General features: G+C 64.9%; 23 protein-coding genes and 1 pseudogene. 11 read left to right on the forward strand and 13 right to left on the reverse strand.

The window, feature by feature from the left end; translation table 11 throughout:
• Positions 1 to 33 precede the first annotated feature (33 nt).
• The 6 genes and pseudogenes from ACN9M3_RS07215 (at position 34) to ACN9M3_RS07240 (ending at position 5,024) form a co-directional block, all read left to right on the forward strand.
• The gene (locus ACN9M3_RS07215) at positions 34 to 759 is read left to right on the forward strand and encodes an SURF1 family protein (RefSeq protein ID WP_426321478.1); all 726 of its coding nucleotides are present in this window, start codon (positions 34 to 36) and stop codon (positions 757 to 759) included.
• A 37-nt stretch (positions 760 to 796) separates the two neighbouring features.
• Positions 797 to 1,348, forward strand: coding sequence for an SCO family protein (locus ACN9M3_RS07220; RefSeq protein WP_426172137.1), 552 nt, complete (start codon positions 797 to 799; stop codon positions 1,346 to 1,348).
• Between the two features lie 34 nt (positions 1,349 to 1,382).
• A pseudogene (locus ACN9M3_RS07225) lies at positions 1,383 to 2,435 on the forward strand (COX15/CtaA family protein); the annotation flags it as partial.
• 66 nt (positions 2,436 to 2,501) lie between these two features.
• Positions 2,502 to 3,377: a heme o synthase gene (cyoE, locus tag ACN9M3_RS07230; RefSeq protein ID WP_426323702.1), complete on the forward strand. Its 876-nt coding sequence runs from the start codon at positions 2,502 to 2,504 to the stop codon at positions 3,375 to 3,377.
• A 5-nt stretch (positions 3,378 to 3,382) separates the two neighbouring features.
• The gene (locus ACN9M3_RS07235) at positions 3,383 to 3,961 is read left to right on the forward strand and encodes an SCO family protein (protein WP_426321480.1); all 579 of its coding nucleotides are present in this window, start codon (positions 3,383 to 3,385) and stop codon (positions 3,959 to 3,961) included.
• Between the two features lie 19 nt (positions 3,962 to 3,980).
• Positions 3,981 to 5,024 (forward strand): AI-2E family transporter, encoded by a 1,044-nt coding sequence (locus tag ACN9M3_RS07240; RefSeq protein WP_426321482.1) that lies wholly within the window; start codon positions 3,981 to 3,983, stop codon positions 5,022 to 5,024.
• A 3-nt stretch (positions 5,025 to 5,027) separates the two neighbouring features.
• Here ACN9M3_RS07240 and ACN9M3_RS07245 read toward each other — a convergent pair whose 3' ends face one another.
• The 7 genes from ACN9M3_RS07245 to ACN9M3_RS07275 all read right to left on the reverse strand — a co-directional run bounded on the left by ACN9M3_RS07245 (position 5,028) and on the right by ACN9M3_RS07275 (position 13,738).
• Positions 5,028 to 5,813 carry a substrate-binding periplasmic protein gene (locus tag ACN9M3_RS07245; RefSeq protein WP_426321484.1) on the reverse strand — a complete coding sequence of 262 codons (786 nt, stop codon included), beginning with the start codon at positions 5,811 to 5,813 and terminating at the stop codon, positions 5,028 to 5,030.
• A gap of 1 nt (position 5,814) precedes the next feature.
• The gene (locus ACN9M3_RS07250) at positions 5,815 to 7,152 is read right to left on the reverse strand and encodes a hemolysin family protein (protein WP_426321486.1); all 1,338 of its coding nucleotides are present in this window, start codon (positions 7,150 to 7,152) and stop codon (positions 5,815 to 5,817) included.
• Positions 7,153 to 7,240: 88 nt separating this feature from the next.
• Positions 7,241 to 8,698, reverse strand: a complete 1,458-nt coding sequence (locus ACN9M3_RS07255) for an efflux transporter outer membrane subunit (protein ID WP_426321488.1) — start codon at positions 8,696 to 8,698, stop codon at positions 7,241 to 7,243.
• Between the two features lie 12 nt (positions 8,699 to 8,710).
• Positions 8,711 to 9,829, reverse strand: coding sequence for an ABC transporter permease (locus tag ACN9M3_RS07260; RefSeq protein ID WP_426321490.1), 1,119 nt, complete (start codon positions 9,827 to 9,829; stop codon positions 8,711 to 8,713).
• A 2-nt stretch (positions 9,830 to 9,831) separates the two neighbouring features.
• Complete coding sequence (locus ACN9M3_RS07265; protein WP_426321492.1) at positions 9,832 to 10,974, reverse strand: ABC transporter permease; 1,143 nt, start codon at positions 10,972 to 10,974, stop codon at positions 9,832 to 9,834.
• The gene (locus ACN9M3_RS07270) at positions 10,971 to 12,740 is read right to left on the reverse strand and encodes an ATP-binding cassette domain-containing protein (RefSeq protein WP_426321494.1); all 1,770 of its coding nucleotides are present in this window, start codon (positions 12,738 to 12,740) and stop codon (positions 10,971 to 10,973) included. The genes ACN9M3_RS07265 and ACN9M3_RS07270 overlap by 4 nt, the downstream gene beginning before the upstream one ends.
• Before the next feature lie 2 nt (positions 12,741 to 12,742).
• Positions 12,743 to 13,738 (reverse strand): HlyD family efflux transporter periplasmic adaptor subunit, encoded by a 996-nt coding sequence (locus ACN9M3_RS07275; protein ID WP_426321496.1) that lies wholly within the window; start codon positions 13,736 to 13,738, stop codon positions 12,743 to 12,745.
• 77 nt (positions 13,739 to 13,815) lie between these two features.
• Between ACN9M3_RS07275 and ACN9M3_RS07280 the strand changes: the two genes are divergently transcribed.
• Positions 13,816 to 14,493, forward strand: a complete 678-nt coding sequence (locus ACN9M3_RS07280; protein WP_426321498.1) for a CerR family C-terminal domain-containing protein — start codon at positions 13,816 to 13,818, stop codon at positions 14,491 to 14,493.
• Here the strand turns inward: ACN9M3_RS07280 and nhaR are convergent.
• The gene (nhaR, locus tag ACN9M3_RS07285) at positions 14,447 to 15,337 is read right to left on the reverse strand and encodes a transcriptional activator NhaR (RefSeq protein WP_426321500.1); all 891 of its coding nucleotides are present in this window, start codon (positions 15,335 to 15,337) and stop codon (positions 14,447 to 14,449) included. The genes ACN9M3_RS07280 and nhaR overlap by 47 nt on opposite strands.
• Positions 15,338 to 15,437: 100 nt before the next feature.
• Between nhaR and ACN9M3_RS07290 the strand changes: the two genes are divergently transcribed.
• The gene (locus ACN9M3_RS07290) at positions 15,438 to 16,478 is read left to right on the forward strand and encodes a DUF475 domain-containing protein (protein WP_426169248.1); all 1,041 of its coding nucleotides are present in this window, start codon (positions 15,438 to 15,440) and stop codon (positions 16,476 to 16,478) included.
• Between the two features lie 4 nt (positions 16,479 to 16,482).
• Entirely contained in the window at positions 16,483 to 17,181 is a 699-nt protein-coding gene (locus tag ACN9M3_RS07295) for a TIGR00266 family protein (RefSeq protein WP_426169250.1), read from the forward strand.
• A 75-nt stretch (positions 17,182 to 17,256) separates the two neighbouring features.
• On the opposite strand, the gene ACN9M3_RS07300 is transcribed toward ACN9M3_RS07295, so the two are convergent.
• The 4 genes from ACN9M3_RS07300 to ACN9M3_RS07315 are packed head-to-tail and all read right to left on the reverse strand — an operon-like array spanning position 17,257 to position 21,713.
• Positions 17,257 to 19,587, reverse strand: a complete 2,331-nt coding sequence (locus ACN9M3_RS07300; protein ID WP_426321503.1) for a CPBP family intramembrane glutamic endopeptidase — start codon at positions 19,585 to 19,587, stop codon at positions 17,257 to 17,259.
• A complete protein-coding gene (locus ACN9M3_RS07305) occupies positions 19,584 to 20,318 on the reverse strand; it encodes an ABC transporter ATP-binding protein (protein WP_426169256.1) in 735 nt (244 codons plus the stop codon). The genes ACN9M3_RS07300 and ACN9M3_RS07305 overlap by 4 nt, the downstream gene beginning before the upstream one ends.
• Positions 20,315 to 20,986 carry a signal peptidase I gene (lepB, locus tag ACN9M3_RS07310; RefSeq protein WP_426169258.1) on the reverse strand — a complete coding sequence of 224 codons (672 nt, stop codon included), beginning with the start codon at positions 20,984 to 20,986 and terminating at the stop codon, positions 20,315 to 20,317. The genes ACN9M3_RS07305 and lepB overlap by 4 nt, the downstream gene beginning before the upstream one ends.
• Positions 20,987 to 21,035: 49 nt before the next feature.
• Positions 21,036 to 21,713, reverse strand: coding sequence for an ArsR/SmtB family transcription factor (locus ACN9M3_RS07315; protein ID WP_426169261.1), 678 nt, complete (start codon positions 21,711 to 21,713; stop codon positions 21,036 to 21,038).
• 76 nt (positions 21,714 to 21,789) lie between these two features.
• Here ACN9M3_RS07315 and ACN9M3_RS07320 point away from each other — a divergent pair, with 76 nt between their 5' ends.
• Both ACN9M3_RS07320 and ACN9M3_RS07325 read left to right on the forward strand, forming a co-directional pair.
• Positions 21,790 to 22,770 carry a cytochrome P450 gene (locus ACN9M3_RS07320; protein WP_426169263.1) on the forward strand — a complete coding sequence of 327 codons (981 nt, stop codon included), beginning with the start codon at positions 21,790 to 21,792 and terminating at the stop codon, positions 22,768 to 22,770.
• On the forward strand, positions 22,767 to 23,111 hold the full coding sequence (locus tag ACN9M3_RS07325) for an antibiotic biosynthesis monooxygenase family protein (protein WP_426169265.1): 345 nt from the start codon (positions 22,767 to 22,769) through the stop codon (positions 23,109 to 23,111). Before ACN9M3_RS07320 ends, ACN9M3_RS07325 begins: the two co-directional genes overlap by 4 nt.
• Here ACN9M3_RS07325 and ggt read toward each other — a convergent pair whose 3' ends face one another.
• On the reverse strand, positions 23,112 to 24,878 hold the full coding sequence (ggt, locus tag ACN9M3_RS07330) for a gamma-glutamyltransferase (RefSeq protein WP_426321506.1): 1,767 nt from the start codon (positions 24,876 to 24,878) through the stop codon (positions 23,112 to 23,114). It lies immediately after the preceding gene.
• Positions 24,879 to 24,882: the final 4 nt, after the last annotated feature.

Raw genomic sequence — 24,882 nt, forward strand, 5'->3', positions numbered from 1 at the left:
GGTAATAGAGCGGTTTCTGAGGAACCTTATTGTATGGCATTCCGCTTTCGGTTGATCCCTTTCCTGGCCACGGTGGTCCTGGTGGCGATCGGCGTTTCCGCCGGGCGCTGGCAGGATGGCCGCGCCGCCCAGAAGCTTGCGCTCGAAGCGCGCCTGGCGGCCGGCAATGCCGCCGCGCCTTTGGACCTGGGCGCCGCTCCGGTGGCTGCCGCCGACGTGGAATTCCGCCGCGTGCGGCTGCAAGGCGAGTGGGTGAGCGGCTGGCCGGTCTACCTCGACAACCGCCCGCACGCAGGGCGTCCCGGCTTCTACCTGTTGATGCCGTTGCGGCTGGCCGGCAGCGATATGCACGTGCTGGTGGCGCGCGGCTGGCTGCCGCGCGATATGGCCGACCGCAGCAAGCTGCCTTCGTATGCAACGCCGGCGGGCCCGGTGGTGGTCGAAGGCATCGCCCGGCTGGCGCCAGGGCATGTGATGCAACTGGGCGAAGTGCCCAAACTTGCGCCGGGAGCGATCGTGCAGAATGCCGATGCGGCGGCGCTGGCCGCAGCGACGGGCTGGAGATTCCAGCCGCTGGTGGTCGAGCAATCGTCGCCGGATGGCGCGACCGGCACCGCCGAAGCGCTGCAGCGCGACTGGCCCACACCGGCGATGGGCGCGGACAAGCATAAAGGTTACGCCTTCCAGTGGTACGCACTGGCGGCAATGGCAGGTCTTTTCTTTGTATTCACCGGATTGAGAAAAAGTGGAAAACGCTAAACAAGACGAGAACCAGCGCCGCCGTGGCCGCTGGAGCATGTTCGCGGTGCTGCTGGTGTGCGCGGCACCGATCCTTGCTTCCTATATCACCTACTACTTCATCAAGCCGGAAGGGCGCACCAACTACGGCGACCTGCTCGACCCGCGCCAGCACCCGATCCCCGCCATGGCCAGCACCACGGTCGATGGCAAGCCGCAGACGCTGGAAAACTTCAAGGGCAAGTGGCTGATGGTCAAGGTGGGCGGCTCTGCCTGCGACCAGAAATGCCAGGACATGCTGTTCATGATGCGCCAGCTGCGCACCATGCAGGGCAAGGAAGCCGACCGCATCGAGCGCGTGTGGCTGATCACCGATAGCGAGCCGCTGGAAACCTTCATGCTGCGCGTGAACGATGGCACCCGCTTCCTGCGTGCGCCGGCCGACGCGGTGGCCAAGTGGCTGCCGCTGGAAAAGGGCGGCAAGGTGGAAGAGCACATCTACCTGATCGACCCGATGGGCCACCTGATGATGCGCTTCCCGAAGAACGCCGATCCGGCCAAGGTGAAGAAGGACCTGGCCAAGGTACTCAAGGCTTCGGCCATCGGCTAAGGCGGGCGCAATGGACCACAATTCCTTTGCCCATATGGCGATTACGGCGCTGGTCGTCGCCTCGCTGCCGCTGTCCATCGTCTGGATTTCGAAGGACACCAATAAATACCGCAAGCTGGTCTGGATCGCGGTCTTCCTGACCTTCGACCTGATCGTGTTCGGCGCCTTTACGCGCCTGACCGACTCGGGCCTGGGCTGCCCGGACTGGCCGGGCTGCTATGGCGAAGCCAATCCTTTCATCGCGCATGAACAGATCCGTGCCGCCGAAGCGCTGATGCCGACCGGCCCGGTCACCATGATGAAGGCCTGGATCGAGATGATCCATCGCTACCTGGCCATGGGCATCGGCGTCCTGATCGTGGCCATGATGGGCGTAGCCTGGTGGCGCTCGACGGGCAGGGGCCGCACCGGCGCTGGCGCCGGCATGGCGCGCCGCATCCCGCCGGGCTTTCCGACCTTCCTGTTCTTCTTCATCCTGCTGCAAGGCGCGTTCGGCGCCTGGACCGTGACGCAGAAGCTGCAGCCGATCTTCGTCACCGGCCACCTGGTGCTGGGCATGTCGCTGCTGGCGCTGCTGGCCTGGTTCGGTGGCCGCGAAGACCAGCTGCATGCGCCGCTGCCGCGCGCAGCGGGCTCGCAGGCGGCGCGCCTGGGCCGCATCCGCCTGCTGGCTGCGCTATCCGGCGTGGTGCTGCTGGCGCAGCTGGCGCTCGGCGCCTGGGTCAGTTCCAACTACGCCACGCTGGCCTGCACCGAATTCCCGACTTGCGCCGGGGCCTGGGTGCCGCCGATGGACTTCGAGCACGGCTTCCACCTGTGGCGTGAGCTGGGCAAGACTGCCGCCGGCCACTACCTGCCATTCGAGGCGCTGACTGCGATCCACTGGGTGCATCGCAACTTCGCCGCCGTGGTGGTGCTGGTGCTCGGCGTGACCGCCTGGCAGGCATGGCGCGTCGAGGGCCTGGGCAAGCATGCGCACTGGATGGCGGCGGTGCTGCTGCTGCAGGCATTTACCGGGGTCGCGACCATCTACTTCAACTTCCCGCTGGCCATTGCCGTGATCCATAACGCCGGTGCGGCAGCCCTGGTGCTGTTGCTGACCATGATAAACTACAGGGCTAAGTACCTGGCTGCCCCCCGCCTACCAATAACAATGAAATCCTCGACCTCCCGCATGGGCCAGTACTGGGCCCTGACCAAGCCGCGCGTGACGCAGCTGGCGGTGTTTTGTGCCGTCATCGGCATGTTCCTGGCCTCCGACGGCATGCCTGACTGGCGCGTGGTGATTGCGGCGACTGCCGGCATCTGGCTGCTGTCCGGTGCTGCGTTCGCCGTCAACTGCCTGGCCGAGCGCGAAATCGATGCCCGCATGGCGCGCACCGCGCGCCGCCCGATGGCCATGGGCGATATCACCGTTCCCCAGACCGTGGTGTTTGCCGCCGTCATCGGCGGCGCCGGCATGTGGATCCTGCACCAGTTGGTCAACCCTCTGACCATGTGGCTGACCTTTGTCACCTTCGTCGGCTACGCCGTGATCTACACCATGATCCTGAAGCCGGCCACGCCGCAGAACATCGTGATCGGCGGACTGTCCGGCGCCATGCCTCCGGCCCTCGGCTGGGCTGCCATTGCCAACGACGTGCCAATGCAAGCCTGGCTGCTGGTGCTGATCATCTTCGTCTGGACCCCGCCGCACTTCTGGGCGCTGGCGATGTACCGCAAGGCCGACTACGAGCGTTCCGGCCTGCCGATGCTGCCGGTCACCCACGGCATGGGCTTCACCGCCTTCCACGTCTGGCTGTATTCGATCATCCTGGCTGCCACCACGCTGCTGCCATTCGCCGTGAAAATGAGCGGCCTGATTTACCTGTTCAGCGCAATTGCCCTGAACGCGGTATTCTTGTACTACGGCTGGCGCATCTACAAACACTACAGCGACATCGTGGCGCGCAAGGCATTCACCTGGTCCATCATCTATTTGTCATTGCTGTTCGCGGCACTGCTGGTCGACCACTACTTCAAGTTCTGAGTCCTATGAAAAAACTGTTTGCGGCGCTGTTCATGCTGCTGGCGCTGGCTGCCTGCGGCGAGAAGCAGCTCAAATTCGAAAATACCGACCTGACCGGCCTCGACTACGGCAAGGGCTTCTCGCTGAACGACCACACCGGCAAGCCGGTGACGCAGGACTCCTACAAGGGAAAGGTGGTGGTGCTGTTCTTCGGCTTTACCCATTGCCCGGACGTGTGCCCGACCACCATGGCTGAAATGTCGGCCGTGATGAAGGAGCTGGGCCCGGAGGCCGACAAGGTGCAGGTGCTGTTCGCCACCCTCGACCCTGAACGCGACACCAAGGAACTGCTGTCGCAATACGTACCGGGCTTCGACTCGCGCTTTGTGGGCCTGTACGGCACGCCGGAGCAGGTCGCCGCCACCGCCAAGGAGTTCAAGGTGTTCTACCAGAAGGTGTCTGGCAAGACGCCGGACAGCTACACCATCGACCACACGGCCGGCAGCTATGTGTTCGACAAGAACGGCAAGCTGCGCCTGTTCCTGCGCCATGGCGGCGGACCGGCGCCTATCGTGCACGACCTGAAGCTTCTCGCCGCCAACTGATTCCTGCTAAGCTAAGGGCATGGAACAACGATTTCAGCCCTATAGCCGCCTGGCAGCCATTGTCTTCCTCGTCATTGGCTGCCTTTGCGTCCTTCGCCCCTTCCTGGCCGGCATCCTGTTTGCCGCCGCCATTGCGATTTCTTCCTGGCCTCTTTACCAACGCCTGCTGGCCCGCCTGAAGGGCCGGCGCACGCTTGCGGCTGCAGTAATGACGGTGTCGCTGGTATTGATCATCGTCCTGCCGCTGTCGCTGGTGACATGGAATATCGCCGACAGCGTCACCCACTTCTACCGCGGTGCGCGCGATGCGCTCGATGCTGGCGGCTTCGAGCCGCCAGCGTGGCTGCGCCAGCTGCCCCTGGTGGGCGAGTCGGTCGATTCCTACCTGCGCCAGATCCTGAGCAGCAAGGAGGAGCTGCTGGCCGTGGCCAAGAAGTACGTGGAACCGGCCCGCAACATCCTGCTCAATAGCGGCATTGTGCTGGGCGCCGGCGTGGCGCAGGTCAGCCTGGCCGCCTTTGTCTCGTTCTTCCTGTACCGCGACGGCCATAACATCGTGGCCGCGCTGGAAGTGGGCATGGACAAGATCATGGGCGAACATGCGGTCGAAGTCGCGGAGACTGTCAGCCGTACCGTCACCGGCGTGATGTACGGCATGCTTGGCACCGCGCTGGCGCAGGCAGCCGTAGCGGCGGTGGGTTTCCTGATTGCGAGGGTGCCCGCGGTGGCCCTGCTGTCGGTAGCCACCTTCGTCTTCTCGCTGGTGCCGGTGGGCCCGCCGCTGATCTGGGGCGGTGCGGCGATCTGGCTGTTCTCGCAGGGAATGACTGGCTGGGGCATCTTCATGCTGATTTACGGCACGGTCGTCATCAGCGGCGTGGACAACGTGGTCAAGCCGATCCTGATCTCGCGCGGTTCCAGCCTGCCGTTCGCGCTGGTGCTGCTTGGCGTGATGGGGGGCGTGCTCGCCTTCGGCTTCGTCGGCCTGTTCATCGGCCCGACCCTGCTGGCCGTGGCGCTTGGCCTGCTCAGGAACTGGACCAAGATCAAGCCAGTCGTTTGAGCGCTAGCGCACCAGCATGGCCAGCGCCCGTTCGGGGCTGGTATGCCGTTCCATGATCGTCTTGACGGTGCCGTCTTCGCGCATGGCGCGCAGCGCCTGTTCGATCCTGCTGGCCGAGGTATCGGCAACCAGGCGGGAAATGACCAGCGAACCCTGTACGTTCTCGCGCGGCACCAGGTCCAGTACGCGGAACTGTCCGCGCAACTGCGGATCGCGATGCAAGGCGTCGACATTGCTGCTCAGCTGGAGGATGGCGTGCACGCGGCCATACTGGAAGAGCCGCAGCAGCGTGGTGTAGTCGGGCGTGTCATACACGCGGCCCTGCTTGCGCAGGCGGTCCAGCCAGGCATCATAGGTGGCGCCGTGCCGGAATCCCTTGATCACGGCGATCTTCAGATCCGGCTGCCCGGCGAACTGTTCGAGCGTGGCGGCATGCCGCGCCACCTCGTTGCGCAGCAGGAGCATATTGCGCGATTGCAGATAGGGCGTGAAGCGCGCAAAGCCTTCGCGTTCGGGCGTGGAAATGCCGGACATGGTCATGTCCAGCGTGCCGTCTTTCAGCATGGTCCAGATGCGGATGCGCGAATCGCGCGTCATGCGCAGTTCGCAACCGGTACGGCGCGCCAGTTCGTCGACGATATCCTTGTCGATGCCGGCCCACTGCTCGCCGATGCGGTAGTACAGGGCGCCGTGTTCGTACATGGCGACCGTGTAGGGACCACAGGATGCCGCTGCGGCGCTGCCGGCAAGGCAGGCCGCGACGGCCAGCAGCATACTGCGCACAAGCATATCAATCCTGTTCGTCGGAATCGGGCGGCAAGTTGCGCGGGATTACCTTTACCAACAGTATACGCGGGCCGTTCATCTTTTTCACGACCAGGTCGAAGGCATCGAATTCGACGCGCTGGCCCTGTTTCGGAATGTCGCCGAGCTTCAGCATGATCAGGCCACCGACCGATTCCACTTCATCCAGGCCCATTTCTTCGTTCTCGATGTCGACGCCGAGGATGCGCTCCAGGGAGAAGATGGGCAGGCTTGCCTTGCCGATCAGGGAGCCGTCCGGCTGCGACAGCCAGTCGTTTTCGTTGAGGCGGAACTCGTCGTGGATCTCTCCGACCATGGCGCCCAGCAGGTTATCCAGCGTGAGGAAGCCCACCGGGCGCTTGCCCTTTTCGCCGATCAGGGCGAAGTGCGGCGCGCCATCCTTGAAGCGGCGGAACAGTTCCAGCGCCGGGGTACGGGCCGAGATGGTCTCCACCGGACGCAGGAAGCCTGCCAGGTTTTTCAGTTCCTTGCGCGACTGCAGGGCGAAGAACAGGTCTTTCAGGTGCACCACGCCCAGCACCGCGTCGCCTTCTTCGTCGAAGTAAGGGTAGCGGCTGAAACGGTTGCGCACAACGGTGTCGAGGTTCTCGTCGATCGAACGGTCGGCGTGCAGCGCAATCACCTCATTGATCGGGCGCATCAGGTCGGCCACGCTCAGTTGCGAGAAGTCCAGCGAGTTGGCCAGGATGTTGCGTTCGTCCTTGTTGAAGGATTCGCCGGGCTGGCTGGTGCGCAGGATCAGCTTCAGTTCGTCGGTCGAGTAGTGCGACTCGTGGCCGCCGGCATTGCCAAGCCCGGCCAGGCGCAGCACCGCGTTGGCGCTCTGGTTGAGCAGCCAGATGGCCGGGTACATGGTCCAGTAGAAGGCGTACAGCGGAATGGCGCTCCACAGCGCGACCGCTTCGGGAATGCGGATCGCCAGCGATTTCGGCGCCAGCTCGCCCACCACGATGTGCAGGAAGGAGATGGTGACGAAGGCGAACACGAAGGAAATGCCGTGCACGATTTCCGGCGAGGTGATGCCGATGAAAGTGAGCAGGGGTTCCAGCAGGCGGGCAAAGGCTGGCTCGCCGATCCATCCCAGGCCGAGCGAGGCAAGGGTGATGCCCAATTGGCAGGCGGACAGGTAGGCATCGAGCTGGCCGTGGACCTTGGCAAGGATGCGGCCACGCAGGCCCTGGGTCTTTTCGATGGCACGCACGCGGGTGCGGCGCAGGGTGACGATGCTGAATTCAGCGGCGACGTAGAAGCCGTTCAGTGCTACGAGGAAGAGTGCGAAAATGACTAGTAAAAGGTTGTCCATATGCGCCCTAAGGCGGAGAGTCGAAAACCTCTATCTTATCCGACCCGGGGCATAGCTCGCGCAATTGTGATAATTTCTTGACGGAAAGCTAAGGCTGCGGAGCCAGGCCGCTGGCCTTGCAAATGGCCAGCAGGCGCATGGCCAGCTCGCTGTCGTTGGCGGCGCGCTCGCGCTGGATGGCCAGCAGGGCGCGCTGCGCTTGCAGTACCGGCTGCTCGTCGCTCATGCCGCGCCGCGCGCGCGTTGCCGCCAGTTCCAGCGCGGAGCGGGCGCTGGCTTCCCGGACGGCGAGAGCTTGCCGGCGCTGGCGCGCGGCGGCGTAGGCGGACAGGGCGTCATCCATTTCATGCCAGGCTTTCAGGACGGTTTTCTGGAAACTGATGGCGGCTTCCTGCTCTTCCAGCTTGCGCAGCTCGACGGTCGCGCGGCGCCGCCCATTCTCGAAGACCGGCAGTTGCAGGCTCGGTCCGAGCGACCATTGGCGGCTGCCCCAGTCGCCGAACTTGCCGGCATCGACTGATTCGAAGCCGAGTGAGAGGCCAAGCGTGATGCGCGGATAAAGGTCGGCGACTGCCACGCCGATCCTCGCCGTTGCCGCCTGCAGGCGGGCCTCTGCCGCCTGGATGTCCGGGCGATGCCGCATGACCTCTCCCGGCACGCCAAGTGCAAGGTCAGGGCCGTCTGGCGCCGGCGCGCCCTGCTGCGCTGCAAGTTGCTCCTGAAGCGCGCCGGGCGGCTTGGCAAGCAACATGGTCAGCCTGTTGGCGCCTGCCGCTTCCTGCTCGAGCAGGGCCGGCGCGTGGCTTTCCAGTTCGGCGAGCGCCAGGCGCTGTTGCTCGACTTCGAGATCGGTGGCGAGCCCGCCGCGCTGGCGGGCCGCTGCCAGCGCAGCCAGGTCGCGCGCTGCGGCCAGGTCGGCCTGGAGCAATTCCTGCTGGCGCTGGGCTGCGCGCAGCTCGTAGTAATTGCGGGCCACTTCCAGCTGCACCGCCAGTTGCACGTCGCGCAGGATCGAGCTGGCTTCCGCCATCCCGGCATCCGCCGCCTGCACGCTGCGCCGCACGCGCCCCCACAAGTCCAGCTCCCAGGCGGCATCGAAGCCGGCCTGGTACAGCGCGAAGGGATCGCTGAGTTTTTCGATCAGCACCTCGCGATTGGCAGGGGCGATCGCGTCGACCATGCGCGTACCTGCGCCGGATTCCGACTGGCGCTGCCGGGCGGCGCCGGCATGGGCGGTAAGCTGCGGCCCCTGGGCGCCGGCGGCGACGTTGCGTGCCATCCTGCTTTGGGCGAAGCGCAACGCGGCCGACTGCACGTCGAAGCTTGCGGCCAGTGCTTGCTGCTGCAGGCTGCGCAATACGGGATCGTCGAAGCGAGCAAACGATTGCGCCGTGCCGGCTGCCAGGCCTGTCTCGCGCAGGGCAGGAGCCCCGCCGTGCCAGTCTCCATAGGCAGCAGGCGCTTGCACGGCCGGTTCGTGGTAGTCCGGCCCAACCGTACAAGCAGCCAGCGCCAGGCAAAGCAGGGAGACGGTAATCTGTTTCATGATGGTTCCAGTTCAAGCAAGACGATGGCGGAACAGCCATGCCGCCAAGGGCAGCGTTATGAGGGCAATCAGCACGAGCGGCACCATATTCGGCCACAAGGTGCCGAGCCCGACGCCTTCGAGATAAATCCGCTGCACCATGTCGATGGCAAAGCGCAGGGGATTTGCCATCGTCGCGACTTGCAGCACTTGCGGCATGTTGCGTACCGGCGTGGTGAGGCCTGACAGCAGCATCATCGGCATCACCAGGACAAAGGTGTACAGCATGGCTTGCTGCATGTTCAGCGATACGGCCGATATCGACAGGCCGATGCCGACGCTGGCAACCGTAAACAGTGTCAATCCTGCGTAGATCGAAAGCAGCGATCCCGCCATCGGCACGCCGAACCAAAGCCGCGTGACCAGCAGGATCAGCGTCGACTGCACCAGCCCGATCGCGATCGGCGGCAGAGCCTTGCCGATCATGATGTCGATCGGTGTCAGCGGCGTCACCAGCAACTGGTCGAAGGTGCCTTGCTCGCGCTCGCGCGCCACGGAAAGGGCGGTCAGCAGGAGTGTTTGCAGCATGCTCAGGGCCGCAATCATGCCTGGCATCAGGTACCAGCGGGTCTCCAGGTTCGGATTGAACCAGGCGCGCGCTTCGATGCGCAATGCAGGCGGGGCGCCGCCGTGCCGCTCCCGCCACTGGCGATTGAAGTCAGCGACTACGGCGCCAACGTAGGCTGCGGCCGAACCGGCCGTATTGGAATTGCGGCCGTCCAGTACGATTTGCAGCGGCGCCGCATCGCCAGCATACAGGCGGCGTTCAAAGTCGACGGGGATGATGATGGCCAGCAGGGCCTTCTCGCTGTCGATGGCGTCGCGCAGCGCTTCCTGCGTTTCGACAGTCAGCGTGCGACGAAAGGTACCGCTGGCATCCAGCCTGGCCAGCAGCTCGGCAGAGGCGGCGCTGTGGCTGGCGTCATGCAGCGCATACGGCACGTACGTCAGGTCATAGGTCGCGGCGTAGCCGAACAGCAGGCTTTGCACGATGGCGGGCACCAGCAGGATGAAGCGGCTCTTGGGATCCTTGAGCACGGCCAGGAATTCCTTGCGGACGATGACGGCAATGCGGCGGAAGAATGCGATCATGGCTAGTCCAATTGCTTTCGGGTGACCGCACGGGCGATGCCCAGCAACAGCACGGCATAGGCGGCGAGGATGGCGCAGTTGCGCAGTATCAGCGGCCAGACATTCCCGGCCAGGAACAGGGTCTTTACCAGTTCCATGAAATAGGTCGCGGGCAGGATGCGGCCGACCACCTGCACCGCCAGCGGCACATTGCGCAGGTCGAACAGGAAGCCGGACAACATCAGCGAAGGCATGAAGCTGCTGACCAGGGCGAGCTGGCTGGCGAGGAACTGGTTCCTGGTCGCGGAAGATATCAGCAACCCCATGCCGACCGCGACGACCAGGTACAGCATGGAGGCGAAAATGATAATCAGCAGCGATCCCTGCATCGGCACCTTGAACAGGAAGCGTGCGGCGGCCAGGCACAGGAAAAGCCCCATCATCCCGACGCAAAAGTAGGGGATGACCTTGGCCAGCAGGATTTCGACTGGCCGCACCGGCGTGACGAACAGCGCTTCCAGCGTCCCGCGCTCCCATTCGCGTGCCATTACCAGGGCAGTGAGGAAGGCTCCCACCAGCGTCATGATCAGCACGATCAGGCCGGGCACCAGGTACCAGGTGCTGGTGTTGGCGCTGTTGTACCAGATGCGCTGCTCGATGCGTACCGCGCCGTTGGCTGGAAGGGCGTCGGGGCGGGCGGCGCTGCCCAGGCGTTCTTCGCGGCGGGCACTCCATTGCTGCAATGCTCCGCTTGCGTAGTTCAGAATGATGCTGGCGCGGTTGGCTTCCGCGCCGTGCACGATGATTTGCACGGCTGCGCTTCCTGCTGCCGCATCGCGCGTGAAGGTGGCGGGAATTCGAACGATGGCGTCCACGCGGCGGTCGCGCATCAAGGCCTCGGCATCATGCATCGACGTGACGGGCAGCGGCGCGAAAGATGGCGACAGGCTGAAGCCGGCCACAGCTTCCTGCGCGGTTGGCGAACTGTCTTCCATGACAATGGCGACCGGAGCATTTTTTACGTCCAGCGACAGGCCGTAGCCGAAAATGAGGATCAGCACGATTGGCAGGGCGATGCCGATTGCCAGGTTCGAAGCGTCGCGCAGGAGCTGGCGGAATTCCTTGCGCACCAATGCCGCGAGGCGGAAGCGTAATCCGCTGTTCATGGTGCGCCTCCGTTACGGTTCTTTTCGACGATCTTGATGAAGGCGTCTTCCATATTGCTTGCATCGCCCGCCTGCGTCCTGACCTCGCGGGGCGTGCCGATGGCAAGCACCTTGCCGGCATCCTGGATCACGATGCGGTCGCAGTACTCGGCTTCTTCCATGAAGTGGGTGGTCACCACGATGGTGACGCCTTGTTCGGAGAGCGTGGTGATCCGGCGCCAGAATTCGCGCCGCGCGAGCGGGTCGGCGCCGCTGGTAGGCTCGTCCAGGAACAGTACTTCAGGCTCGTGCAGCAGGCCGGTGGCCATGGCGAGACGCTGCTTGAAGCCGCCCGGCAGCTGGCCGCTGGGCATGTGTTCCTGTCCGCGCAGCTGGAATTCTTCCAGCACCTGGCTGGTGCGCTTTTCCAGGCGCTGGCCGTACAGGCCGTAGGCGCCGCCAAAGAAATCGAGGTTTTCCCGAACGGTCAGGTTGCCGTACAGGGCAAATTTTTGCGATACGTAGCCGACCTTGGCGCGTGCTTGCGCGCGGGCGTGGCGCAGGTTGACGCCTGCCACCTGCAGGAAGCCGGAGCTGGCAGGAAGCAGTCCGCACAACATGCGGAAGGTGGTGGTCTTGCCGGCGCCGTTAGGGCCCAGCAAACCAAAGATCTCGCCGCGCGCGACGCTGAAGCTGGTGCTCGCCACGGCGGTGAAGTCGCCAAACTTCCGCACCAGGTCGCGCACTTCGATCATCACATCCGCTTCGCCCGCCGGGCTGGCGGCTGGCGCGGGCTTGCTTGCTGCAGGGGGCGTGAGGGCGGGCGAGGCCGGCGAGTCGGGTGGTGGCGGGGCCGCGCGCAGCAGCATCATGAATCCATCTTCCAGCCGTGCGGGAACGGGGTTGACCGGCAAGCCGTCAAGCAGTTGCGCGACCGCGCCATCCGAAGCCTCAGCCCGCCGGATGAACCTCACCTGCCCACCCTCCGGCACGGCATCGACCACGACATCGCGCGCATCGAGCAAACGTGCCTGCAACGCCCGCGCCGAATCGCCAGTACGCGGCACGGCCGTAAAACTCAGGCCCTCGGCACGAGATCGCAGGTCAGCCGGCGCACCGGCCGCCAGCAATCGTCCCTCGTGCATGACAAACACCTGCTGGCAACGCTCCGCCTCGTCCATGTAGGAAGTGCTGACGATGACCGAAAGCCGTTCTTGCTCCACCAACTGCCGCACGATTTCCCACAGTTCGCGCCGCGACAAGGGATCGACGCCGACAGTCGGCTCATCGAGCAGCAGCAACTCCGGCAAGCGCACCAGCGTGCAAGCCAGGCCAAGTTTCTGCTTCATCCCACCGGACAGCTTGCCCGCCGGCCGCGAGGTGAAGCGCGCCAGGTCGGTCATGTGCAGCAGCCGCTCGAATCGCTCGCGCCGCACGTCAGCCGGCACGCCATGCAGGTCCGCATACAGGTCCATGTTCTCCTGCACGCTCAAGTCTTCGTACAAGCCGAAGCGCTGTGGCATGTAACTGATACGGTCCTGCACTGCCTGCGGATGCGCCGCAACATCGACGCCCAGTACTGACAGGCTGCCAGCGCTGGGCGCCAGCAGGCCCGCCACCATGCGCAGCAGGGTAGTCTTCCCGGCGCCATCCGGCCCGACCAGCGCAGTCAAGGCGCCAGGCGCCACCTCCAGCGTCACGTCGCGCACCGCCTCGACAGGCGCTGCTGCGCCTTTGACGTTGAAGTGGCGGGACAGGCTGCGTCCGCTGAGGACTGCCGAATCCATGATCAGTGCCCGGTTGCGATCCGCACGGTTGCCGGCATCCCCATGCGCAGCACATCGGCCTTGTCGTCGGCCAGCACGCGCACCTCATAGACCAGCGCCGTGCGCAGCTCCTCCGTCTGCACGCTCTTCGGAGTGAACTCGGCGACCGAGGAAATGTAGCCAACCTTGCCGGCCAGTGGCTTGCCTGGCTGGCTGTCGATGGAAATGCTGGCGGCTACGCCGGACCTGATACGGCCCAGGTCAACCTCGCGTACATAGGTTCGGACCCATTTGGGGTCGGCAATTGCCAGCGTATAGACAGGACGCTGCGGCGAAGCCATGTCGCCAGCCTCCATCAGTCGCGCGCGCACCACCGCGTCGACAGGCGCCTTCAATGATGCCTCGCCAAGCTGGTATTGCAACAGCGCGGCCGCCGCATTGGCGGCATCGAGTTGCGCCTGCGCTTGTGCGATATCTTCGCGGCGCGGGCCGTGCTGGGCCAGCTCCTGCCCCTGGCGTGCCTGTTCCAGCGCCGCTTGCGCCGATTTGGCGCGGGCGCGCGCTGTGTCGACGTCCTGCTGGCTGACGGCGCGGCCATTGCTGTCCCGTTGCACGGCCAATACGCGCTCGAGCTGCTGGCGCGCGAGATCGGTATCCGCCTGCGCGGCGCTGGTGCGGGCACGCGCCTGCGCCAGCTCTTCGGAGCGTGTGCCGGCCTTGAGGCGAGCCAGCGCCTGCTGCTGGGCCACCGCCTGGGCTTCGGCCTCCGCCAGGCGCAAACGCAGGCCGCGCGTATCGAGTTCCGCCAGGACCTGGCCCGGCCGCACCTTCTGGCCTTCTTCCGCCAGCACGCGTTCAATCCGTTCGCTGGAGGGAAAGGCGAGTGCCACCTGGCGCAGGTCGACATTCCCGTACAGGACCAGTTCCTTGTCATTTGGCGCAGGACGGCTCCAGTACCAGGCGCCTGCCGCGATGGCCGCTGCGGCGACAATGGTAAATCCAACAAGCTTTTTGTTCATGGCAGAACCTCCTGCGGAAAATTCTACATCAAATTCAAATTTGGATTTGAAATAGTTTTGGACGTAAAATGCGAGCCATGCAAAAAAAGACAGCCATCCGTGCCAGCCGCCAGGACGGCGACGCCACCCGCCAGGCCCTGTTGGACGTGGCGGGGCAGGTGTTCGCGGAACGCGGCTTTGCCGATGCCACCAGCAAGGAAATCTGCGCCCGCGCCGGCACCAATATCGCTGCCGTCAATTATCACTTCGGCAGCCGCGGCGCGCTATACGAAGCGGTACTGGTGGAAGCGCACCATCATTTGCTCAAGCTTGAGGATATGCAGGAAATCGCGTCGCGCGACATGGCGCCGCGCGACAAGCTGCGCCTGATCTTGCGCGGTATCGTGCTGCGCGCCACCGGACCGGAAGCACATTGGGGCGCCCGCGTCGTGATCCGCGAACTGATGTCGCCCACCGAGCACGCCCCGGCGCTGGTGCATCAGGCCATCGCGCCCAAGGCCATGGTCATGCTGGCGCTGGTGTGCGAAATCCTCGGCCTGCCGCCCGCCACCCCGGGCCTTCAGCGCGCGCTGTTCCTCCTGATGTCGCCCTGCCTGGCGCTGCTGGTGGCCCCGCGCGAAATGCGCACGAAATTGTTCCCCGCGTTGGGCGACGATGCCGAAGGCCTGGTCGACGACATGATGACCTACGCCAGCGCCGGCCTTGACGCTATCGCTGCGAAATACTCAGCATCGCCTCGACCACGGGGTGGCTGATGCGGCGTTCGCTGGAGATGGCGTAGAACTGTTCGCGCAGTTCGGAGGCCGGCCCCACGGGAACGGCGCCAAACTGCTCCAGCATGTCGCCCGCCAGCGCCGCCGGCGCAAAAAACAGGCCCATGCCGCTGCGGCCGAAGGTATTCAGCATGGCGCTATCCTCGAATTCCCCCACCACGTCGGGACGCACGTCCTGTTCCAGCAACCAGGCGTCGATACGGCCGCGCAGCGCGGTGTTCCGGGTCGGCAGCAGGATCGGGGCGCCGTTCAGGCTCTCCGGGAAGTCCCTGCCGTACTTGCGCGCCAGAGCGCGCACGCCGAACAACTGCATTTCGCTTTCACCGAGCAGGTGGCTGAATACCTTGAGCGATGCGCTGGCGCGTACCGGGCGGTCGGTCAGCACCACATCCAGCTTATGCAGCGCCAGTTCGGCCAGCAGGGCGTCAAATTCGCCCTCGGTGCAGACCAGGCGCACCGGCGTGTCCGGCGGCAGCGCCGCCTGCAGGTAGTGGGCCGCGATCAGTTTGGGCATGGAGTCGGAAATGCCGACCGTCAGCCGGATCTTGCCGGCATCCACTTCTTCCAGCGCCTCTTTCATCCGGTCGCCGAGCTGGAAAATCTGCTCGGCGTAGGTCAGCGCCACCCGGCCCGCTTCGGTCGGCACCAGGCGCCGGCCCTGCTGGGTCAGTAGTGACTTTCCGATCGATTGCTCCAGTGCGGCGATTTGCGTGCTGACCGTCTGGATGGCCAGGCCGAGCCGGTCGGCAGCCCGGGTCACGCTGCCTTCGGCGGCAACCATGCGGAAAAAGTAGAGGTGGCGGAAGTTCAGCCCAGTGGTCTTCATGCTTCTGTTTTTACGAAATAATACTTCGATTATCTTCTATTTTTTAAAAGTTGTCCCGGGCTTAGACTTGCCAGACTTATCAACGAGAAAGGGTCAACCGATGAAGCACTTTAGGATCTCATTCCTGGTCTCCTTCATCTGTCTTGCTGTGGCAGGGTGGTGGGGGTACCAACAAACCGGCGTCAGTGGCGCCCTGGCGGCCTTGTGGATCGCCTTTATCCTGAGCGTGATGGAAGTCTCGCTCTCCTTCGACAACGCGGTTGTCAATGCCTCCGTCCTGAAAAACTGGGACGAATTCTGGCAAAAGCTGTTCCTTGGCGTCGGCATCATCATCGCGGTATTCGGCATGCGCCTGGTATTCCCGCTGGTGATCGTGGCGGTGGCGGCAGACCTCAGCATTCCCGATGTATGGAACCTGGCGCTGAACGACCCGAAAGCCTTCTCGACCCATCTGACCAACCACCATGCCGAGGTGGCGGCTTTCGGCGGTATCTTCCTGCTGATGGTGTTCCTGAATTTCATCTTCGATCATGAAAAACAGATGCACTGGCTGGGCAATGTGGAACGCAAGCTCGGGGCGCTGGGCAAGGTGTCTTCGATCGCCACCATGATCTCGATGGGCGTTCTGCTGGGCAGCCTCGGCATCGTCGAGGAATCGCAGAAATTCATCGTGCTGGTGGCCGGCATGTGGGGCCTGCTGACCTACATTGGCGTGGATGCGCTGTCGTCCTGGATGGAGAAGAGCGAAGAAGGCGGCGTGAATGCCGGTGAACTGGTCAAGCGCGGCGGCGTGGGCGGCTTCCTGTACCTGGAAGTGCTGGATGCCTCGTTCTCCTTCGACGGCGTGATCGGCGCGTTTGCGATTACCAGCGACGTCGTGATCATCATGCTGGGCCTGGCCATTGGCGCGATGTTCGTACGCTCGATGACGGTCTACCTGGTGCACAAGGGGACGCTCGAAGAATATGTCTACCTGGAGCACGGCGCGCACTACGCGATCGGCATTCTGGCAGTGATCATGTTGGCGAGCATGAAGTTCCATATTCCGGAAGTGATTACCGGCCTGATCGGGGTGGCGTTCATCGTGGCATCGCTGTGGTCCTCGATCCGCCATAAGAAACTTGAAATGAAGGGAGCCTGAAACCATGACGATTTTTAAAGTGACCGGGGATATCGATCCCTTCCTGCAGGTGTCGATGAAGCAGGGCGAGCGCATCTTCTGCGAATCGAACGCGATGGTGATGATGGATTCCACGCTCGAGCTGAAAGGCAAGATGCGCGGTGGCCTGGGCGGCGCCCTGATGCGCTCCCTGGCGAACGGCGAGTCTTTCTTCCAGCAGAACATCGAAGCCACCGGCGGCGACGGCAACTGCCTGCTGTCGCCCAACCTGCCGGGCGCCATGCGCGTGCTGGACGTCGGCGAGCGCCAGTACCTGATCAGCGACGGTGCTTTTGTAGCGGCCAGCAGCGGCATCGACCTGCGGGTGCGTACCCAGAACGTGGGCAATGCGCTGTTCGGCCAGAGCGGCGGCTTCTTCGTCACCGAATCGACCGGTTCCGGCCAACTGGTGGTGTCGGGCTTCGGTGCGCTGCATGAAGTCGATGTGGAGCCGGGCAAGGAAGTCGTGATCGACAATGCCCACGTCGTGGCCTGGGACAGCGCCCTGCGCTACGAGATGGCCGTGGCGACGCGCTCCGGCGGCGGCTTGTTCGGCAACCTGGTCAACTCGGTGACCAGCGGCGAAGGCATGGTGCTGCGCTTCTCCGGCCGCGGCAAGGTGCTGATCTGCTCGCGCAACCGCGAAGCTTTCGTGGCCTGGATGATGTCGCACCAGTCCCGCTAATACGATTTATCTCCGTTAAACGCCCCCCATGGCGTTCTTCCTTGCGGTGGTCCTGGAAACAGGCCACCGCTTTTTTTATTGGAGGGCGAGCATGCCGGCGTTATACAGGGCATGCGCCAGCATGGGCGCCAGCAGCGATTTGCTGCGTTCCGCGGCAATTGCCGTGCACAGGCCCAGCACGAAGACCGGCGCCATGGCCAACGGCGGATGGATCACCGCGAACAGCGCCGCGCTGGCCGCCATTGCCTGCCAGGCTGGCAGCGAGCGGCGCAGGCCGCCGAAAACCTGGCCACGGAAGATGAATTCTTCAAAGACCGGTGCGGCCAGCACGGCAAGGGGTGCCATCCACACCAGGGCGACCGGTTGTGGCGCGCCTGGCATTGCGCCGGCATGGCGCAGGATGGCCAGCCACAGGAAGCCAGCGGCCAGCGCGGGCAGTGCCATCAACAACCCCCAGCCCACTGCGCTGGGCCATGCGGCGCGCCACGGTCCATGCCACAGGCGCGGCACGCCGCTGGTTCCGCTGCGCCAATACACCAGGTGCGCAAGCCCGTAGACCAGGGCGCCGGAAACGGCGAAGGACAGCGTCACCGTCGGCAGCGAAACCGGCTTGCCGGCAAGGTATAGCGCGCCTGCGACCAGCAGTTGCAGCAGGAAGAACAGGATGGCGGCAATGATGCCGTCCGATGCGGAAACCCGCGGCGGCGGCGAGGCGGCAGGGTCCAGCAGGTAAGGCAGCGAGTCGCGGGCCCGCTGCCACAGCGACAGTGCAAGGGACGCCAGCAGCACGATCGCCGCCAGGCGCACATGCCATTCGCGCGTATTCAGCGAGTAGGTGTATAGCGACGACAGGATCAGGTAGGCGTAGGCAAAGGTGGGGCGCACGCGGGCGTACATGTCCTGCGCCAGCGGATCGCAAGCCCAGACGCCCAGCGCCACGGCGATCGTCGCGAAAATGGGAATGCCGGCCATGACCAGGACGAGTTGCGAGAGCAGTTGTCCATCGGCCGGCACGCCGAACCATAGGCCCATCGCGAAAACGGCCAATGGGTAGATCAATGCCAGCACCGACCATAGCTGCGCTTTCTCGGCAAGCATGCTGCCAATGCTCTTTGGATAGGTGTAGAGCAGCCACAGGGCGTGGCCCTCGGTGTTGATGGTCTGGAAGGCCGACAGCATCAGCACGTAGGCGCCCAGGCCGAAGGCAACGGAAGACAGCAGGGCCGGGTCGCTGATGAACTGGTGCATGTTCTTCACCTGGCCGTTCAGCACCAGCTGGCTGCCGAAGATGATCAGGGGGATCAGCAGGCTTTGCACCAGGAAGTTGCGGTCGCGGCTTAGCAGGCGCAGCTCGCGCCGTTGCAGCGGCGTGCCGGGCGCCCAGCCGGCGAAAACCGTGCGCACGGCGCCCCTGCGGCCGGTTTCGCGCGAACTGGTGGCGACCACGCCGTCGGCAAGCAGGGTTTGCAGCATGCGCAGGCCAAGCCAAAGCACGAACGCGGTTTGCGCTGCCAGCAGGGCGCCGTAACCCATGCCATGCGCCGCATCGCGCGCATTCAGCGCCTGCAGCGCAAGAGCCGGCGGCGTCCACAAGGTCCAGGCTGGAAATTGAGCGGCCCAGCCGAGGGTCAGCGTGGCGGTCGGCATGGCAAGCGACATGGCAAGGTACATCAGCGGCATGCTGGCCACGGAGGCGATGGCCTGCAGGTTGCGCAGCTGGGACGGCGCCAGGCGCAGGCGCAGGCCGGTATCGGCCACCGTGCGCATCGTCGCGGCACAGGCCAGCAGGGGCACGGTGCATGCGGCCCCCAGCAATGGCGTGCTCCAGCGGTAGCCGGAATGCCAGGCCACCGCCATGCACATCGGCCATAACGCCAGGATGCCTGAAGGATTGGCCAGCGTGCGCTCGGCGATGCGCGCCAACAGCAAGGTGCGCCGTTCCAGCGGCAGCGTGACCAGCCACTCCAGGTCCCAGTCCGGCTGCGCCAGTTCCTTGCTTCCCAGTGGCAGCAGGAAGGCGATGCCGAACAGCAGGCTGGCCTGCATGGCTGCCGCCTGCATCAGTACCGGATGGAAGGGCGCCGACTGCAATTCCTTGCCCGCCTTGCGCATGGCGGCGCGCGGGGCGGCGTCCGATTCGGCGGCGGCGCACTGGCTGCCGGTCGGCAGCCTGCACTGCATGTTCAGCAGCGACGTGCTGGCGGTGTTGATGAAGGCGAACAGCATGAAAGCCGACAGCACGAAGGTGATCAGCCAGCGTGCATTCCTTTTACCGCGCGTGGCTGCGCGGCTGGGGCCGGGCCGGCCCTTGCGCAAGCGCAGGGCGTTGCCGATGTTCAGTAACCGCAACAGCCGCAGGCGTGCAAGCAGCCAGAATGCACGCGGCGCGCTGGGCAGGTCCATCATGCGGCCAGGCTGTCTTCGTCGGTGAATTTGAGGAACAGCTCCTCCAGGGTGCTGTTGGCGCTGCTGGCGCCGCGCAGTTCTTCCAGCGAACCGGTGGCCACCAGGGCGCCGCGGTTGATGATGCCGACCCGGTTGCACATGCGCTGCGCCATGTCGAGCAGGTGGGTGGAGACGAAGATGGTCTTGCCGGCGGCCGCACTGGCGATCAGGCGGTCCTGCACTTCGCGCGCGGCACGCGGATCAAGGCCGTTGATCGGTTCGTCCAGGATCAGGACTGCGGGGTCGTGCACCAGCGCGCAGGCCAGGCCCAGCTTCTTCTTCATGCCCATCGAGTAGTTGACGGCGAATTCCTCGCTCACGTCCTGCAGGCCGAATTCCTGCAGCAGCTGGACGGCGCGTTCGACGGCAGCCTTGCGCGGCATGCCGTGCATCTCCGCCACGAATTGCAGGATTTCCCGCCCGCGCAGGAAATCGTAGAAGATGGGGTTGTCGGGCAGGTAGCCAACGTGGCGTTTGACTTCGGCGGCGTCGGCCTGGCAATCGAGACCGTCGACCAGCACGCGGCCGGCGCTTGGCACCAGGATGCCCATCATCATGCGGATGGTGGTGGTCTTGCCCGCGCCATTCGGTCCAAGGAAGCCAAACACTTCGCCGCGCTGCACCGCCAGCGTCAGCGGCTGCACGGCGGGAAAGTCGCCGTAAAGCTTGGCCAGTCCCTGGAATTCGATCATGGCCGCAAGCTCATGCCGATACGTTCCGTGCGTGGCGCCCAGTTGCCCAGGATGTCGGCGGAAACCAGCACGCGTTCGGCGCGGCCGATCAGCAGCTTGCGCGGCACGAAGCCGATAAAGCGCGAATCGCGGCTGTTGTTGCGGTTATCGCCCAGCATCAGATAGCTGTCGGCCGGCACGGTGACCGGACCGAAATCGCGCTTGGCGTCGACTTGCGGCAGCACCTGGATGCTGTAGCTGGCGCTGGCATTGTGTTCCTGCAGCTGCAAAGCCTGCAGGTCGCCGACCTTGTCGATATGTTCGGTGGCATTGCCCAGCACTGCGTATTCAGAGGTCTTGCCATTGATGATCAGGTGCTCGCCGCGGATTTCGACGCGGTCGCCGGGCAGCGCTGCAATGCGCTTGATCAGGCGGGTGCGGTCCTCCGGCGAGAAGAAGGTGACCACGTCTCCGCGCTGCGGCTCGCCAAGGTGGCTGACGGAGATGTCGGTCAGCGGCACTTTCAGGTCGTAGGCGATGCGGTTGACGAAAACCACGTCGCCTTCCAGCAGGTTGGGATGCATGGAGGCGGACGGAATCGGATTCCAGTCGGCGATGGCGGTGCGGAATACACCCAGCGTCAGCAGGAAGACGATGAAGCCTTTGTTTTCACGAATGAGTTTTTTCACGTCCGGAGTCTCCGACAAGTTCAGGAAACTGCATCATCTTATCAAAATCTTAAACGCTGCTTAGACCGAAGGCTGCCAGCATCTGGCGCTGTCCCCTGGGCGGTACTTGCAGCGCGCGGCTGTCGAGATCCTGCTCGACCCAGCCGCGTTTCAGGGCCAGTTGCAGCAGGGCTGCGCCGAGCGCTCCGCCAAGATGTGGTTTGCGTTCGCTCCAGTCCAGGCAAGGGCAGGCAAAGCGGCGGCGCAATTTGCGCAGGGCAGCCAGGTCCAGGCCGAGTTGCGCGAATTGCTGCTCGCCTGCCGTGCTCAAGTCGTAGCCATCGCTTGCCTCCGCCAGCCAGCCCTGCGCGGCGAAATGGTCATGCAGCCTGACCGCTACCGTACCCGCCATGTGATCGTAGCAGGTGCGTGCATGGCGCAGGCGGTCGGGCGTATTGGGCTTGAATTCATTGCGTGGCAGGCCTGCAACGACCAGCAAGGCTTCCAGTGCGCTGGCCACTTCCGGGCTGGCGAGCTGGTAGTAGCGGTGTTTGCCTTGCGCGAGCTGCACAAGCAGTTGCTCGTCCTTCAAGCGTGCAAGGTGGGCGCTGGCGGTGGACGGGCTGACTTCCGCCACCACGGACAGTTCGGTGGCGGTGCGTGCATGTCCGTCCAGCAGGGAGCACAGCATGCGGGCGCGGGCCGGTTCGGCGATGGCGCCGGCGATGTTGGCAAGTTTGGAATCCATATTTCGGCCGTGGGCGAATTGTCGTTGTGCTTTTTTCAGCATACTGCAATTTCTTGAACGTTGCCGGAGGAATGAAATGCAGAACCTGGAATGGGATGCGGGGCGCGGCTTGTGGGTCGCGGCCGGCGCCGCGCTGGTGGAAGAGGTGCTCAGCCACACCATGCTGCGCGTGCGGCCGCTGGCCGAACCCGTGCCGGCCGCGATAGCCGGCGGCAGCGCCGGCGAGGTGTTCGGCGCACTGGTGCGCATGAACGATGGCGAACGCCACGCCGCGCCCAAACTGGCGCTGCAGCGTGCGCTGGCCCTGGCCGCGAGCGGTGAGCTGGCGCGGCAGCGCGCGCAGTCGGTGGCGCAACGCCTGCTGGCCGAGGGCCGCCCGATCGGCGCCTGGGCATTCGAAGCGCCTGTCAGCGCGGTCGCCAGCCTGCTTGGCTTCGCCGACGCCCAGTTGCCTGCCGTGGCGCGCTGGATGGGCGACTACGTGGCCTGCCTGTCGCCATTGAGTAGTGCGGAGCAGGTCGAACAGGCGCACGCGGCGAGCCTGCGCCTGCTGGCCGCCATGCGCGAGTTGCTGCAAGCGGCGCCGCAAGGATCGCTGGCCGCAACCGTCGCCAAGGAAGCCGCCGCTGCCGGCTGGCGGGATGACCACGCCATCATCGCCAACCTGGTTGGCCTGCTGTCGCAAACCTACGAAGCGACGGCAGGGCTGCTGGGCAACAGCATGGTTGCGCTCCAGCAGGGCGCGCCAGGCGACGATGCCGACGCGCTGCTGGCGCAAGTGATGCAAAGCGATCCGCCCATTGTCAACACGCGGCGTTTCGCCGCGGAGCGCTGCCAGGTCGGCGGCGTGACAGTCGAGGCGGGGCAGGCGATACTGGTCTTGCTCGGCGACGCAGGTCGCGGCTTTGGCCATGGCCGCCACGCCTGCCCCGGCCAGCAACTGGCGCAGCAAATCGCTGCCGGCTGTATCGAAGCGCTGCGCAGCAAGCCGCTGCCGCAGCTAAGCTGGACTTACCGCGCATCGCTCAACGCGCGCATACCGGAGTTCCACCAATGATTGCAGTGATTTTTGAAGTCACCCCGGCCGAAGGCCGCAAGGACGCTTACCTGGACATCGCAGCGCGGCTGAAGCCAACGCTGGAGCAGATCGACGGCTTCATCAGCGTCGAGCGCTTCCAAAGCCTGGCCAACCCGGGGAAGATGCTGTCGCTCTCTTTCTTCCGCGATGAGGAAGCGGTGCAGGAATGGCGCCGCGTGGAAGCGCATCGCGCTGCCCAGCAGGCGGGGCGCGAACGGCTGTTTGCCGATTACCGCCTGCGCATTGCCCACGTGGTGCGCGACTATGGCCTCAATGAGCGCGCGGAAGCGCCGGCCGACAGCCGCGAACGGCACGGTTGATCAGTGCCCGCGTTTCTGCACCAGCGCACTGCCGGCGCCGTGGCGCTTGCCTTCGCTGACTGCGGTCGCCGTGCCATCGGGATTGAAGACGATGGCGTTGGCGGCGCCGATCTCCTCGGCCGAGGCATCCCAGCGCTGGCCGAAACGCTCCAGCGCCCGGGCTTGCACGCTGCCGGCAAATCCCGGCTCGACGGACGTGGCCTGGCCGTTGCGCTCGGAGATGCGCGGCGCGTTCAGTGCGGCGGGCATGTCCATGCCCAGGTCGATATGGTTGAAGATGGTCTGCAGCACCGTGGTCACGATGGTGGCGCCGCCCGGGCTGCCGACGGTGAAGGCCGGCTTGCCGTTGCGGAAGGCGATGGTGGGCGACATGCTGCTGCGCGGGCGCTTGCCGGCCTCCGGCACGTTCGGATGCGGGCCGGTGAAATCGAAGTCCGTCATCTCGTTGTTCAGGATGAAGCCATAGCTCGGCACCGTGATGCCGCTGCCGCCCCATGATTCGATGGTGAAGGTGTAGGCGACGATATTGCCGTCCTTGTCCGACACGGCCAGGTGGGTGGTGTGCGCGCTTTCCGACAGCAGCCTGGCCTTGGCCGCAGCGGCCGGCCGCAGAGGCACGCTTGGGTCCTGCTGGAACAGGTAGGGATCGCCCGGCTGTGCGTGGTAGCGGGCCTGGGTAGGGTCGATCAGTTCACGGCGGCGTGCGGCATATTCCTTGCTGACCAGGCCCGCCACCGGCGCGTCCACATATTCGGGATCGGCCAGGTAGGCATTGCGGTCGGCGAAGGCCAGGCGCGCCGCTTCCATGTACAGGTGTTCGGCTTTTTCGCGCGGCATGGATTTCAGGTCGAAGCCTTCCAGGATATTGAGCGCTTCGGCAATCGTCACGCCGCCGCTGCTTGGCAAGGGCATGCCGACCAGCTCATAGCCGCGGTAAGTGCTGCGCACCGGCTGGCGCCAGCGCGCTTCGTAATTGGCCAGGTCGGCCAGCGACATGCGGCCCGCGCGCACCGCAACGCCGGCGGCGACCGGCGGACGGTTGACCGTGTCGACAATCGCCTGCGCCAGCTTGCCCGAATAGAAGGCTTTCACGCCGCCGGCGGACAGCAGGCGGTAGGTCTTGGCCAGGTCGGGATTGCGCAGCAGGGTGCCGGCCGGCAGTGCCTTGCCGTCCCGCATATAGCGCGCCGCGGTGTCCGGGAACAGCGCGAACTTCTTCTCATTTTCCGTGACCAGCGCCACGAAATTGTCGTTCAGCCGGAAGCCATCCTGGGCCACCTTGATGGCCGGGGCCAGCACCTGTTTGAACGACATGGTGCCGTAGCGGTCCAGCGCATCATGCCAGCCGCGCACCGTGCCCGGTACGCCAACGGCCATGCCGCTGGCGACCGCGGTCTGGAAATCCATCGCCTTGCCGTCCGGCGCGAAAGCGTTGGACTGGAACGCTGCCGGCGCAACCTCGCGATGGTCGAGCGTGATGACGCGGTTTTCCCTGGCCAGGTAAATCACCATGAAGCCGCCGCCGCCCACGCCACAGCTGAACGGATCGGTCACACCCAGCGTGGCCGCCGCCGCCACAGCCGCATCGACCGCGTTGCCGCCTTTGTCGAGGATCGCCAGCGCGGCCTGCGAGGCCGGCTCGCTGATGGTCGCCACGGCGCCGCCGGCGCCGCTGGCAACCGGGGTCTTGGCCCAGGCCGGGGCGCTGAACGCCAGCGCAAGGATGATGGTGGACGTCAGTCGTCGGGGCAGGGCATGTGGCGTCATGGGC

The sequence above is a fragment of the Pseudoduganella sp. R-43 genome (assembly GCF_049913255.1).
GTDB lineage: Bacteria > Pseudomonadota > Gammaproteobacteria > Burkholderiales > Burkholderiaceae_D > Rugamonas.